This window comes from Nocardia sp. NPDC058058, assembly GCF_042885355.1.
Classification (GTDB): domain Bacteria; phylum Actinomycetota; class Actinomycetes; order Mycobacteriales; family Mycobacteriaceae; genus Nocardia.
This window is the reverse complement of sequence record NZ_JBHVSA010000001.1, coordinates 3,189,380-3,203,343: the sequence shown is the minus strand read 5'-3', so window position 1 is coordinate 3,203,343 and position 13,964 is coordinate 3,189,380. Positions and strand designations below refer to the sequence as shown.

The 13,964-nt window shown below is 67.6% G+C and carries 11 protein-coding genes; 7 read left to right on the top strand and 4 right to left on the bottom strand.

Translation table 11 applies throughout. The features are described from left to right. Positions 1-103 precede the first annotated feature (103 nt). The 4 genes from pflB (at position 104) to ACFVUS_RS14930 (ending at position 4,831) form a co-directional block, all read left to right on the top strand. Complete coding sequence (gene pflB / locus ACFVUS_RS14945) at positions 104-2,356, top strand: formate C-acetyltransferase (RefSeq protein WP_387765271.1); 2,253 nt, start codon at positions 104-106, stop codon at positions 2,354-2,356. Next, positions 2,356-3,102 (top strand): pyruvate formate-lyase-activating protein, encoded by a 747-nt coding sequence (gene pflA, locus ACFVUS_RS14940; protein ID WP_387765269.1) that lies wholly within the window; start codon positions 2,356-2,358, stop codon positions 3,100-3,102. The genes pflB and pflA overlap by 1 nt, the downstream gene beginning before the upstream one ends. 120 nt (positions 3,103-3,222) lie before the next feature. Next, on the top strand, positions 3,223-3,897 hold the full coding sequence (locus ACFVUS_RS14935; protein ID WP_387765267.1) for a response regulator: 675 nt from the start codon (positions 3,223-3,225) through the stop codon (positions 3,895-3,897). Between the two features lie 97 nt (positions 3,898-3,994). Then, positions 3,995-4,831, top strand: a complete 837-nt coding sequence (locus ACFVUS_RS14930; RefSeq protein ID WP_387765265.1) for a hypothetical protein — start codon at positions 3,995-3,997, stop codon at positions 4,829-4,831. Position 4,832: 1 nt separating this feature from the next. Here the strand turns inward: ACFVUS_RS14930 and ACFVUS_RS14925 are convergent, their stop codons facing one another. Continuing rightward, positions 4,833-5,546, bottom strand: coding sequence for a GntR family transcriptional regulator (locus ACFVUS_RS14925; protein ID WP_387765263.1), 714 nt, complete (start codon positions 5,544-5,546; stop codon positions 4,833-4,835). Positions 5,547-5,676: 130 nt separating this feature from the next. Between ACFVUS_RS14925 and ACFVUS_RS14920 the strand changes: the two genes are divergently transcribed. Further along, positions 5,677-6,015 (top strand): hypothetical protein, encoded by a 339-nt coding sequence (locus tag ACFVUS_RS14920; protein WP_387765261.1) that lies wholly within the window; start codon positions 5,677-5,679, stop codon positions 6,013-6,015. On the opposite strand, the gene ACFVUS_RS14915 is transcribed toward ACFVUS_RS14920, so the two are convergent. Continuing rightward, entirely contained in the window at positions 6,016-6,777 is a 762-nt protein-coding gene (locus tag ACFVUS_RS14915) for a hypothetical protein (protein WP_387765259.1), read from the bottom strand. It lies immediately after the preceding gene. 194 nt (positions 6,778-6,971) lie between these two features. Between ACFVUS_RS14915 and ACFVUS_RS14910 the strand changes: the two genes are divergently transcribed. Together ACFVUS_RS14910 and ACFVUS_RS14905 are read left to right on the top strand one after the other, a co-directional pair. Further along, positions 6,972-7,451 carry an NUDIX domain-containing protein gene (locus ACFVUS_RS14910; RefSeq protein ID WP_387765257.1) on the top strand — a complete coding sequence of 160 codons (480 nt, stop codon included), beginning with the start codon at positions 6,972-6,974 and terminating at the stop codon, positions 7,449-7,451. Positions 7,452-7,531: 80 nt separating this feature from the next. Continuing rightward, positions 7,532-9,580 carry an ArnT family glycosyltransferase gene (locus ACFVUS_RS14905; RefSeq protein WP_387765255.1) on the top strand — a complete coding sequence of 683 codons (2,049 nt, stop codon included), beginning with the start codon at positions 7,532-7,534 and terminating at the stop codon, positions 9,578-9,580. 130 nt (positions 9,581-9,710) lie between these two features. On the opposite strand, the gene ACFVUS_RS14900 is transcribed toward ACFVUS_RS14905, so the two are convergent. Then, positions 9,711-12,287, bottom strand: coding sequence for a polynucleotide kinase-phosphatase (locus tag ACFVUS_RS14900; RefSeq protein WP_387765253.1), 2,577 nt, complete (start codon positions 12,285-12,287; stop codon positions 9,711-9,713). Continuing rightward, positions 12,287-13,855, bottom strand: a complete 1,569-nt coding sequence (locus ACFVUS_RS14895) for a 3' terminal RNA ribose 2'-O-methyltransferase Hen1 (protein ID WP_387765251.1) — start codon at positions 13,853-13,855, stop codon at positions 12,287-12,289. Before ACFVUS_RS14895 ends, ACFVUS_RS14900 begins: the two co-directional genes overlap by 1 nt. Positions 13,856-13,964 lie beyond the last annotated feature (109 nt).

The window sequence follows — 13,964 nt, the reverse complement described above, 5'->3', positions numbered from 1 at the left end:
CGGCTACTTCGGGACATTTGTCTCTGTCGGCGAGTGTCGGCCCCGGACAAACATGGAATCGGAGCATTTCAGACATCTGGACCGGCTGGCGAAGGAGCTCGTGATGACCATGATCGGAACCACACCCCGAATCGGAGCCTGGGACGGCTTCCGCGGCGGCCTGTGGCGGGACGCGATCGATGTGCGCGACTTCATCCAGCAGAACTACACGCCCTACGAGGGCGATGACAGCTTCCTGAGCGGGCCCACCCCCCGGACGCTCGGCCTGTGGGCAAAGCTCGGCGCGCTCTTCCCCGTCGAACGCGAACGCGGTGTCTACGACGTGGATCAGCACACGCCCTCCACCATCACCGCGCACGCGCCCGGATACATCGACAAGAACGCCGAACTCATCCTCGGCCTGCAAACCGATGCCCCGCTCAAGCGCGCCATCATGCCCAACGGCGGCTATCGCATGGTGCAGAACAGCTTGCGCGCCTACGGAATCGACGAGGATCCCCGGGTCGCGGAGATCTTCACGCAATACCGCAAGACCCATAACGCCGGTGTCTTCGACGCCTACACCGAGGACATTCGCGCCGCCCGCAGCGCGGGCCTGATCACCGGACTGCCCGACGCCTACGGTCGCGGGCGCATCATCGGCGATTATCGCCGCGTCGCGCTGTACGGCGTGAATCGGCTCATCACCTCGAAAATGGCGGATCGAGCGGCGCTCGATGAGCGCTGGGCCGATGACGAAACCATCAGGCTGCGTGAGGAAGTCAGCGAGCAGATCCGCGCGCTGATGGAATTGAAGACCATGGCCGCCGCGTACGGCTTCGATATCGCCCGGCCCGCGGCGACCGCGCAGGAGGCCATCCAGTGGCTGTACTTCGGCTATCTGGCCGCGGTCAAGGAGCAGAACGGCGCGGCGATGTCGTTGGGGCGCACCGCGAATTTCATCGACGTCTACCTGGAGCGCGATCGCGTCGCCGGGCTGATCACCGAGGAACGCGCCCAGGAACTGGTGGACGACTTCGTCATCAAACTGCGCATCGTCCGCTTCCTGCGCACGCCCGAATACGATGAGCTGTTCTCCGGCGACCCCACCTGGGTGACCGAATCGATCGGCGGACTCGGCGCGGATGGGCGACCGCTGGTGACCCGCACCAGTTTCCGGTATCTGCAAACGCTCTACAACCTGGGCCCGGCCCCGGAACCGAATCTGACGGTGTTCTGGTCGCCGCGACTTCCCGAGGGCTTCAAGCGTTTCTGCGCCCGGGTGTCCATCGACACCAGCGCCATCCAGTACGAATCCGATGAGCTCATGCGACCGCGCTTCGGTGACGACACCGCCATCGCCTGCTGTGTCTCGGCGATGGAGGTGGGTAAGCAGATGCAATTCTTCGGCGCGCGAGTCAATCTCGCGAAGACGCTGCTCTACGCCATCAACGGCGGACGTGACGAGCGCACCGGTGAGGTGGTGGCGCGCGGGTTCGAACCGATCACCGCCGAGGTGCTCGACTACGCCGAGACCGATGCCGCGTTCGACCGGATGATGGATTGGCTGGCCGCGACATACGCGCACGCGCTCAACGTCATTCACTACATGCACGACAAGTACGCGTACGAGCGCATCGAGATGGCGTTGCACGACACCGCCGTTCGCCGCACCATGGCCTGCGGTATCGCGGGGCTCGCGGTCGCCGCCGACGCACTCTCGGCCATCAGGTACGCGAAAGTGACTGTGCTGCGCGATGCCACCGGTCTGGCCGTCGACTATCGCATCGACGGTGACTTCCCGGCATACGGCAACAATGACGATCGGGTCGATGCCATCGCCGCCGGATTGGTGGAGCGGTTCATGCGCAAGATCCGCCGCTTCCCGGCCTATCGCAATGCCGAGTACACCCAGTCGGTGCTCACCATCACCTCGAATGTGGTGTACGGCAAGAAGACCGGCAATACCCCCGACGGTCGCCGAGCGGGCGAACCCTTCTCGCCGGGCGCGAATCCCATGAACGGGCGCGATACGCACGGCATCGTGGCCTCGGCCATGTCGGTGACCAAGCTGCCGTACGAGCATGCGCTGGACGGTATTTCGCTCACCACCACGGTGACGCCGCAAGGATTGGGCCGCACCGCCGAGGAGCGGATCGGCAATCTGGCGGGCGTGCTGGACGGGTACACCGCCACCGGCGGGTTCCACATGAATGTGAACGTACTGGATCAGGCCACGCTCACCGATGCCATGGCGCATCCGGAGAACTACCCGCAGTTGACGATTCGCGTCTCAGGCTACGCCGTGAACTTCGTGCGGCTCACCCGCGAACAGCAGCTCGACGTCATCAACCGGACCTTCCACGCGAGCCTGTGATGACCACCGCGCTCGCACCGGTCACCGGCTCGGTCCACTCCTGGGATATCTCCACGGGCGTGGACGGGCCGGGCACCCGGTTCGTGACATTCCTGAGCGGGTGTCCGCTGCGCTGCCTGTACTGCCAGAATCCCGATACCTGGCTGCGTGACAACGGGATTCGGCTCGGCAGTGACGACATACTGGCCGAGGCGGCCAAATGCGTGCCGTTCATCACGGCCAGCGGGGGCGGCGCGACGCTGAGCGGTGGGGAACCGCTCCAGCAACCGCAATTCGCGACCGCCCTGCTGCGCGGTTTCCGGGAGCTCGGGCTGCATACCGCCCTGGACACCTCCGGGTATCTGGGCGGGTTGGCCGGTGACGATCTGCTCGCCGCCACCGATCTGGTGCTGCTCGATATCAAGGCGGGGCAGGCGCAGACGTACCGGCGGCTCACCTCCCGTTCGCTGGAACCGACGCTGCGCTTCGCCGAACGGCTGGCCGCGCTGGGCAAGCCGGTGTGGCTGCGCTACGTGCTGGTTCCCGGGATCACCGACGCGCCCGCCGAGATCGGCGCGGTGGCGCGGTTCGCGGCCGGGCTCGGCAATATCGAGCGCGTGGACGTACTGCCCTTCCACACCCTGGGCCAGGCCAAATGGGAGGCGCTGGGCCGCCGCTTCGTACTGGCCGAAACCCCCGCCCCCACCCCGGAACAGGTTGAACGGGCCCGCGCGGAATTCCGCTCCCAAGGGTTGACCGCCCACTAGAACCTCGCCGGGCCGACGCTGTCCCGGCGATCAGGGGCAGCGCGGCGGATGGTGCGTGCGGATCGCCGCCCGCCGCGCCCGCTCACCTGCCAACCGGCACGGACCTGCGAGGATGCACCGGTGGACAGTTCGGGAAAGATCAGCGTCTTCCTGCTCGACGATCACGAGATCGTCCGCCGCGGCCTACAGGATCTGCTGGAGGCCGAGGGCGATCTCACCGTGGTCGGCGAAGCGGGCACCGCCGCCGAGGCTTTGCGTCGTATCCCCGCCGTCCGCCCCGACGTGGCGGTGCTGGACGTGCGTCTCGAGGACGGCGACGGCATCACCGTCTGCCGCGACCTGCTCTCGGACCTGCCCGACCTCAATGTCCTCATGCTCACCTCCTTCGCCGATGACGAGGCCCTGCTCGGCGCGGTCCTGGCGGGCGCGAAAGGCTATGTCCTCAAACAACTCCGCGGCCCGCAACTGGTGGACGCCATCCGCCGCGTAGCCGCCGGCGAATCCCTCATCGACCCCGCCACCGCCAAAGACCTCACCGCCCGACTGACCCGCACCCCCGAACCCGTCTCGCCCCTGGCCGCCGCCGACCTCACCGACCGCGAACGCCAAATCCTCGCCCTCATCGGCGAAGGCCTGAGCAACAAACAAATAGCCGCCCGAGCCTTCCTCTCCGAGAAAACCGTCCGCAACTACGTCTCCACCCTCCTGTCCAAACTGGGCCTGGCCCGCCGCTCCCAAGCCGCCATCCTCGCCGAACACCTCCGCCACGAACACGGCGACAACTGGGCGGAGTGAACCGCCGACCTCAGCTTCGGGCCCGCTGGGGTGCGAGAACGGGTGGGCGGGGCGATACCGATCACGTTGGCGGGCTCGCGGGGCGAAAATCAAAGGTATGACCGAGCTTTCGCTGACCGATGCGCGCCGGGCCGAATTGGGTGCGCTGCTGGGGGACGAGGGGCGGCTGCGGGGTGAGTTCCCGAAGGTGGCCGACTATCTCGATACCGCGCCCAGATTGCCGGGGACCGGGGACGCGGCCGCCGATTCGGCGTTCGATCTGCGGTTCGTGCACTTCATGACCGGTGGGGACGAGATCAGCCGGAATCCCTACTGGGACATCGTCGGACCGTCGGTGTCCGAGCGGGACGGTGTCGCGGTCGTGGACGGCGGGCGGAGCAATGGGAGCGCCAGGCTCGGCTACGCGCAGACCATCCTGCAAGCCGTGTACGCCTATGCGATTCCCGCGCCGCAGACGCTGCGGTGGGCGGCGGAGTTCTGCGCGGGGCGTTCGGTGCTGGAACTCGGTGCGGGACGCGGATATTGGGCCGCGCAGCTCGCGGGTGCGGGGCTCGGGGTCACCGCCTACGATTCCGAGCCGCCCGATCGCACCGCGAATCTGTCCTTTCCCGAAGCGGCCGGGCAGCGCGATACCTGGTATCCGGTGGGCGATCTCGCCGAATACACGGCGCGGCGCGACGATCGCTCCGGCCAGGTGCTGTTCCTGTGCTGGCCGCCGGGCTGGGGCAGCACCATGGCCTCGCAGGCGCTGACGGATTTCGTGCGCGCCGGTGGCGAACGGGTGATCTTCCTGGGTGAACCCAAGGGCGGCAAGACCGGTGACGACGCCTTCTTCGAAGCGCTCGCCACCGACTGGCGGCTGGAATCCGAAGACTCCCAGTACGTTTCGTGGTGGAACCTATCCGATGTCGCACAGGGCTGGGTGCGGCGTTGAGTCAGGCGGTGGGGACCGGCTCGGCTGTCGGCTGCGGCTCGGTCGGTTCCGGGTCCAGGCTCATGCGGAAGACGAAGGCGGAGTAGCGGTCCAGGGGGAAGGAGATGTCGCAGGCCATCAGGACTCGGTCGTCGCGGGCGAGGAAGCGCTGGCGGACGTGTTTGACCAGGGCGCCGTCGGGGGTGTTCAGCCAGGCGGCGTGGGTTTGGGCGGGGAGGCGGTCGGCGATGGTCTCTTCCAGGAAGGCCGCGCCGTCGGTGCCTTCGGCGTCGAGGGGCTGGTAGGCGTCGGAGATCGAGATGGGGCGGCCGTCCTCGCTGGCGCGCGTGGTGATCTGGGTGATCTCCTCGCCGAGGTGTACGCCCAGGATCTCGGCGAGGGTCTCGGTGGCGGAGAGGCGTTTGCTGGTGCGCTCGACCTTCACCTCCCGGTCCGTCTCCTGGCCGAAACTTGTTTCCGGGCTTTCCATTTGACGTTCGGGTGCGAGCCGCACCAGATCGATGCGGTCGGCGACGAAGGTGCCGCGCCGTTCGACGCTGCGCACCAGCCCTTGGCTGAGCAGTAGTTTCACCGCGTGCCGGACCACGATCTGGGAGACGCCGTTGCGTTCGGCGATCTCGGCGTAGCTCGGCAGCTGGGTGCCGGGCGGCAGTGCGCCGGTGCGGATCTGGCGTGCGTACTTACCTGCGATCGCCACGTAGGCGGGTTCTGGCATGTGCTCGGTCCTTCGAATCACGTTGTCCCCGTTCTCAACAATATTCCGTATACCCAGTTGCGGATGTGCAGTTGTGGATATACTCAACTGGATATACGCATTCGGTCCACGGGTAGATCGAGGGGGCGTCATGAAGTTTCGGCCGACCGCAGTCGGATATCTGCGCAGTGATGTCAGCGGCCTCCGGCAGGCCTGGGACGAGGACCGGATTCGCGAGCGCGCCCAGCGCCTGGGCTACGACTTCGCCAAACTGGTCATCGCGGACGCCCGCTCCGGGCGTCACCTCTTGGCCGGTCTGAAGACGATCACCACTCGCCTGGACGCCGAAGCGATCATTGTGCCCAGCGTGCGGCATTTCGACGGGGCGACGGTGCCCGATGACCTGGTGCAGGTCGCCGATGTCATCACCGTCGATCCCGAGGAAACGTACGCGCGCTGGGCAATTCGGCCCCCGGCGGGTTTTCGCTGACTAGTTCGGCTGCGCCGCGGGCTGTGCCTGCGGCGCGGTGTTCTGTGCCTGCGGTGCGGTGGTCTCCGGCACGGCCACCGGTTTATCGGCCCACTTGGAGGTGCCGGCCGGAGCCTGCAGGGTGGTGAGCAGATCGATTCCGGCGGCGATCAGCGCCGGACCGCCCACCGCGATCGAGCCGAGAATGCCGCCGATGGTCGCGCCCGCCATGAACCCGGGCAGGCAGCCCGCGGCGATGGTGGCCAGGCAGCCGATGGTCGCGCCCAATGCCGTGCCGACGAAGGTGCCGATGGTGGTTGCCAGGCCGAACTGGGTGCTGAAGAAATTCAGCGCGCGGGTGTCCTCATTCGCGGAGGCAATGGGTTTCACGGTGATCTGCTGGTTCACATCGACGCCCGCCGGTTTCTCGGGCGTGAGCACCAATACGGTGTTATTGCGCTGAATTTCCGGTTTGACCGGAACATCGACCCCGGCCAAATGGAATTCGAGTGGCAGCGTGAGCAATACGCCGCCCCGCTCGTCTTTCACATTGACCACGTTCACCGGTCCGGCGGGGTCGGCGCCGGGGGTTTGGGAGAGCTCGAAAGTGCCGCCCTTGAGAGTGGTGACGACCGTTTTTTCCACCAGCTTCGCGGAATACGAAACATTCTGGGGTGCAGCGGGCTCGGCGTTCGCCAGGCCGGTTGCCGCGGTCAGTGCGCCGATTACGAGGGAAGCTGCCGCGGTGGAGCTGCGGAACGCCATGCGGTATCCAATCGTCATCAGGTTCAGGCAAAATCCAACCAGCGAAGCTTAGTGGAATACGCAGGGGCCGACCGGGTTTCGGTCGTAAAGGATTTCTGCGAGGAATGTCCGGAATTACCGAAGAAGCTATTCACCTGACCGGTTTGCCGAGATGTCGCCACCCCGGACGCCCCGAATGTGCGCAAACATCCCGAACGAGGCACACTGCGCTCATGACCCTCAGGTACAGCGCGGGCGTCCTGCTCTTCCGTCGCACCCCCGCACTCGAAGTACTGCTCGGCCATATGGGCGGCCCGCTCTGGGCGAAGAAGGACGCGTCCGCCTGGTCCATCCCCAAGGGCGAATACGAACCCGAGGAAGAGGAGCAGCGCGCCGCCGCCGCACGCGAATTCACCGAGGAACTCGGACTCCCCGTCCCCGACGGCGACTGGCTCGCGCTCGGCGAGGTCACCTACGGCAGCGGCCGCAGTCGCAAACAGGTCACCGTGTGGGCCGTCGAAGGCGAACTCGATCCCACGCTGGTGGTCCCCGGCACCTTCGAGATGGAATGGCCGCCGCGTTCGGGTCGCCTCCAGGAGTTTCCGGAGATCGACCGGGCCGAATGGTTCCCCCTCGATATCGCCCAGGACAAGCTCGGCAAGGGCCAGCGGCCCTTCCTGGACCGCCTCGCCGAACTCGTAAACCCGGCCTGACCTGCCCGGAATCGGCGCTCACAGCAACCTCGCAGGGTGATCCCAGCTGAAGCCGTGGCGTGGCCGCGAGGGTGGATCGCATGATCGATACAGCTACTGCGCCGGGGTCCGGCGGTGCGCCGCCCGCGGCGCCGACGCGAGCGGGTCGGCGTCCGGCGGCCACGCCGGGACCACTGCGGCGCGAATACCTCTGGCTCGCACTGCTGCTGGTGGGCACCGGTGCCGCGTATCTATGGAATCTGACCGCGAGCGGCTGGGCCAACTCCTTCTACGCGGCTGCCGTCCAGTCCGGAGCGAAGTCGTGGAAGGCGTTCTTCTTCGGCTCCTCCGACTGGGCCAACGCCATCACCGTCGACAAGACCCCGGCCTCCCTCTGGCCGATGGAGTTGTCCGCCAGGCTATTCGGCTTCAGCAGCTGGACCATGCTGCTGCCCCAGGTGCTGCTCGGGGTGGCGTCGGTGGCGCTGCTGTGGGCGGTGGTGCGACGGCACTTCGGGGCGACCGCGGGACTGCTGGCTGGACTGGCACTCGCGGGGACTCCCGTTGCGGCCCTGATGTTCCGGTACAACAACCCGGACGCGCTGCTGGTGTTCCTGATGATCGCCGCCGTATGGGCCATGCTGCGGGCGCTCGACGACGGCCGCTGGCGTTGGCTGGTGCTGTGCGGCTTGCTCGTCGGATTCGGTTTCCTGGCAAAGCAATTGCAGGTCGGACTGGTGCTGCCCGCGCTCGCGCTCACCTATCTGTTCGCCGGTCCGCCCAAGCTCGGCAAGCGCATCGCACAGCTATTCGCGGCCGGTGCCGCGATGGTGGCGGGCGCGGGCTGGTGGGTGCTCATCGCCCAACTGTGGCCCGCCTCCGATCGGCCGTATTTCGGTGGCTCCACGAATAATTCGATCATCGAGCTGACCCTCGGCTACAACGGCCTGGACCGGCTGGGCATCGGCTCCAGCGGCGGCGGTGGACTGTCGGGCGGGGGCGGGATGTCAGGTGGCGACCTGCCTTCGGACGGTGATCTCTCCTCGGCCGGTGACATGCCCCAGATGCACGGTGGCTTCAACCCGTTCGGCGGCCAGGTCGGAATCACCCGCCTGTTCAACGAGACCGTCGGCGGCCAGATCGCCTGGCTCATCCCGGCCGCGCTGATCCTGCTTGTCGCGGCGATCGTATTGCGCGGCAAGGCGCCTCGCACCGATGGCAAGCGCGCGGCACTGCTGCTGCTCGGCGGCTGGGGCCTGGTGACCGGGCTGGTATTCAGCTATATGGGCGGCATCTTCCACGAGTACTACACGGTGGCACTGGCTCCCGCGCTGGCTGGAACCCTCGGCGCGGCCGGTGCGGTGGTGTGGGCCGAACGCGAGCGTCGCTGGGTGCGCGCCGTGCTGGTGCTCAGCGTGGCTGTGACCGCCCTTACCGCGTTCGTACTGCTCTCGCGCACACCGGATTTCGTGCCGTGGCTGCGCTGGGTGATCGTCGGCGTCGCGGTTCTCGCGGTGGCCGGGCTGCTCCTGCGCGGTGGCCGTCGACTCACCATCGCGACGTTGCTGGCCGCCGTGTTCGTCGGTCTGGCCGCGCCCACCGCGTACGCCGTGGAAACCCTGCGGCAGCCGCACACCGGCGGCATCGTGAAAGCCGGTCCCGCAACCGATTCCGGCTTCCCGGGCTTCCCCGGCGGCAATCACGATGACCGATCCGATCCGGAATCCGGTACCTCGGTCCCGGGTGGTGACGTCGAGCGCGAACGTGCCCGCGGCGGCAGCCCGATGGGCGATGAGAAGCCCGGTGACAAGGTTCTCGCCCTGCTCGAACAGGACGGTTCCGCCTACACCTGGGTGGCCGCCACCATCAGCTCCAATAACGCGGCGTCGTATCAGCTGGCGGCGGACTACCCGGTCATGGCGATCGGCGGTTTCGGCGGCGGCGATCCGGCCCCGACCCTGGCGCAATTCCAGCAGGACGTCACCGAGGGCAAGATCCACTACTTCATCGCGGGTGATAACCGCGGACCCGGCGGCTCCAGCACCTCGGAAGGTTCGAAGATCACCGCCTGGGTAAAAGACCATTACACCGCGACCGAGGTGGACGGGGTCACGCTCTACGACCTGACCGCGACCCCGAAGGCCGGGTGATATGAGGGGCGGTGCGGGCCGGGCGATAGGTCCGCACCGATCAGTGTGGATTCCGGCCCGAAGCGCGCCGGGATGACGAGGGGTGGTGCCCGCCAATGCCGGATGGTGGGCACCACCCCTCGCCCTTCGACTACAGCCTCGGGTCGATGGGCTCGGTTTCCAGGGCCAGGACCGCGAAGACGGCTTCGTGGACGCGCCAGAGGGGTTCGCCGGTGATGAAGCGGTCCAGGGCCTCCAGGCCGAGGGCGTATTCGCGCAGGGCCAGGGAGCGTTTACCGCCGAGGCCGCGCTGGCGCAGGCGGGTGAGGTTGGCGGGGCGCGGGTATTCCGGGCCGTAGATGATCCGGAGGTATTCCGGGCCACGGCATTTCACGCCCGGCTGGACCGGCCGCCCACTGCGGGTGCCGGATCCGGTGACCAGCGAGCCGGTGGGTTTGACCACCATGCCCTCGCCGCCCGCCGCGGTGAGTTCGATCCACCACGCGGTGGCCGCCGCCTCGCTGTCCGGGTCGGACAGGTCGACCGAGACGCGCCGGGTCGGGGTGAACAGTTCCGGATCGGCCTCGACCAGGCGGTCGATCCGCTCCAGGTGCCAACTGTGCTCGCGCACCGCGTAATTCACGCCCTGCGCGGCCAGCAGCTGGAACGGCGCGAGGCGCACGCCGTCGAGCCCGTCGACCGGCCAGCAGTAGCGGCCGTACGCGGCGGTGAAGGCCGCCGCATCGGTCTCGCGGTCCCGCGTGCGTGCGGCGAGTTCGGTGACGTCCAGACCCCGTGCCCCGGCCGCGGCCAGCACCTGTGCCGCCGCCCCGAGCGAAGCCCGCGCGGCCGCCCCGACCGCCGCGTACTGGCTGCGCAGCAGCCCCAGCGCCTTGGCCGACCACGGCAGCAGCTCGGTATCCAGGGCCAGCCAGTCGGTGCCCAATTCCTCGAAGAGCCCGGCCTTTTCGGCCGCCGCACGCACCCGCGCCAGCAGCGTCTCGGCCTGTTCCGGATCGTCGAAGAACGGCCGTCCGGTGCGGGTGTACACCGCACCGGTACTGCCGTCATTCACCCCGAACCGATCGCGACCGGCCTCGCCGGAGCGCGCCACCACCACGACCGCGCGCGATCCCATGTGCTTCTCCTCGCACACCACGGTCTCGACGCCTTCGGACCGGTAGTACTCGAACGCCTGCGCCGGATACTCCAGATAGCCGTCGAGAGTCGAAGTGGCGCAGGGCGACATGGTCGGCGGCAGATACACCAGCCAGCGCGGATCGATGGCGAACCGGCTCATCACCTCCAGCGCCGCGCTGGCCGCGTCCTCCTGCACGCTCACCCGGGACAGATAGCGGGTCTCCACCACGCGGCGGCCGATCACATCGTCCAGATCCAGCACCGACGGATCGCGATGCACCATTCCGATGCCGGGCACCACGCTCGGTGTCTCCAGCGGTCGCGTCGGCTCGTACCACACCTGTTCGGCCGCAACCGAAACCGGTTCGCGCTCGGGATAGCGCAGCGCGGTGAGCCGCCCGCCGAACACCACACCGGTATCCAGGCAGAGCGTGTTGTTCACCCACACCAGTTCGGCCATGGGCGTGTGCCCGTACAGCACCAGCGCCTTACCGCGATAGTCATTGGCCCACGGGTAGCGCACCGGCAGCCCGTATTCGTCCGTCTCGCCGGTGGATTCGCCGTACATGGCGAATTCGCGCACCCGCCCGGAGGCGCGACCGTGGAACTGCTCCTTCAGCCCGGCGTGCGCCACCACGAGATTGCCCTCGTCGAGCACATAGTGGCTGATCAGACCGCGCATGAATTCCCGTGCCGTCTTACGGAATTCGTCATCCTCGCCGTCCAGCTGGGCGAGTGATTCGGCCAGTCCGTGCGTGGTCCTGACCTTGCGCCCGTCCAGCGCGCGCACCAGTTTGAACTCGTGGTTTCCGGTGACGCACAGCGCGTTTCCGGCCTTCACCATGCCCATGACCAGGCGCAGCACGCCCGGGGTGTCCGGCCCGCGATCCACCAGATCCCCGACGAATACCGCGGTGCGCCCGTCCGGATGCCGCGCGTCCACCGCGCGCCCGGCGGTATCGCGGGTCAGCGTGTAGCCGAGTTCACCCAGCAGCGTCTCCAATTCGGAACGGCAGCCGTGGATATCGCCGATCACATCGAACGGCCCGGTCAGATCGCGGCGGTCGTTCCAGAGCCGCTCGTTCCCGATGGTGGCCGCGTCGATCTCGGCGGTGCCGTGCAGCACGTGCACGCGCCGGAAGCCCTCGCGTTCGAGGAAGCGCAGACTTCGCTTCAGATCCCGCTGCTGCCGCGCCACCACATGCCGCCCGAAATCGCGATCGGGCCGGGAGGCATTGCGGTCCGCGCATTCCCGCTCGGGCACGTCCAGCACGATCGCCACCGGCAGCACATCGTGCGCCCGCGCCAGCTCGATCAATTCCTGCCGCGCCTTGGGCTGCACATTGGTGGCGTCGATGACGGTGCGCAGCCCGCGCCGCAGCCGGACCCCGGCGATGTGATGTAGCAGCGCGAAGGCGTCGGGCGTGGCCGCCTGATCGTTCTCGTCATCGCTGACGATGCCGCGGCAGGCATCGGAGGATACGATCGCCGTCGCGCGGAAATGCTTGCGCGCGAAGGTGGATTTACCCGATCCGGTACTGCCGATCAGCACGACCAGGCACAGTTCGGGAATGGAGAGCTCAGCCATTACGCCGCTCCCTTCTCATCGTTCGCGGCCCTGCTGAAGACCGCCATCTGCGTGGGTGCGCCGAGTTCCTCGTCGGGTATCCCGACGGGCTCGAATCGCACCCGATAGCCATGGGTTTCGCCGACCCGTCCCGCCCATTCGGCGAATTCGGCTCGGCTCCATTCGAATCGGTGATCGGTATGCCGGAAAGCGCCGTCCGCCATGCCCTCGTAGAGCGCGTTGTACTCCCCGTTGGGCGTCGTCACGATCACCGCAGCCGGTGCCGCCGCGCCGAATACGGCCTGCTCCAGCGCATTCAATCGGGGCAGGTCGACGTGTTCGATCACCTCCATGAGTACCGCGGCGTCATATCCGCGCAGCGACGCGTCGGTATAGGTGAGCGCGCCCTGCCGCAGGGTGACCCGTTTGGCCTGCCACTCCGGCAAACGCCGCATGCGCCGCTCGGCGATGCGCAGCGACCGCACCGAAACATCAACGCCGACAATCTCATTGAACGATTTGTCCGCCACCAGCTCGCGCAGCAGCGCGCCCTCGCCGCAGCCGAGGTCCAGCACCCGCTGCGCGCCCGTCGACCGCAACGCCTCGAGCACCGCCGCCCGCCGCATCACCGCCAGCGACTGCACCGGGGCCTCGGCCGCGGTCGGTTCGGCGGATTCGGTCGCGCCGGCGCTCGATGCGTCGGCGATATCGACCGCGGCGCCGGATGCGTCGTCGACATGGGCGTTCGCGGCGGCGGCTTCCGCTGTGGCCGCCGCCACTTCCCGTGCGAGGTCATCGATATTGACGTCCACCGCACCGAACGACTCGGGTTCGAGATCGTCCAGTTCGGCCAGGCGCGCCAGCGCCGCGCGCACCAGCGAATGTCGCCGCGCCAGATAGCGCCGGGTGATCCAATCCCGCGCCGGATGGGTATTGAGCCAGCCCGCGCCGAAGCGCAGCAGTTTGTCGATCTCGGCGGTGTCCAGGAAGTAGTGCTTGCTGCCGTCGAGTACGGGCAGCAGCACGTACAGGTGCGACAGCGCATCCGAAAGCCGAAGCGTGCCGGTCAATTCCAGCCGCAGATAGTGCGAGTCACCCCACTCCGGGAAGGCCGGATCCAAGGGCAGGGGAGTGGCCCGCACCGTCCACCCGAGCGGTCCGAAGACCTGTTCGGCCGCCTCCGCCCCGCCCTTGCACGGCACCGCGGGCAGTTCGATGCGCAATGGCAGCGCGGTCTGCGCCAGTTCCGGCCGCTGCGCGCACCGCCCGTGCAGTGCCGAGCCGAACACCGTCGAAATGGCCACGGACAGCAGCGATGACGCCGCGTAGGGCCGATCGTTCACATACTGTCCGAGGCTGAATTCCGTTGCCCCCTTGGTCTTTCCGCGCACCAGCCGGACCGGATCGATCTCCAGCAGCAGCGCGGCGGTGCAGCGTGCGTCCTCGGCTTCGGGATATAGGACATGCGCCACCCCGTAGGACTGTTCGAAGGTCTGCACCTTGCCGGGGTTCTTGTGCAGCAGATATCCCAGCTCGGTCGCCGCCCATTCGGCGTCATCGGGTCGGGTACAGGTAATCGTCAGCAGCACCCGTCGAATGCTTCCGTACCTCGACAAACCGGGCAAACGCATTTCCCCCGCAAACGCCCTGTTCGGCCCGGGAAGGCGCTGCGTGTTGGGCCTCGCCGCCGGAATTCGG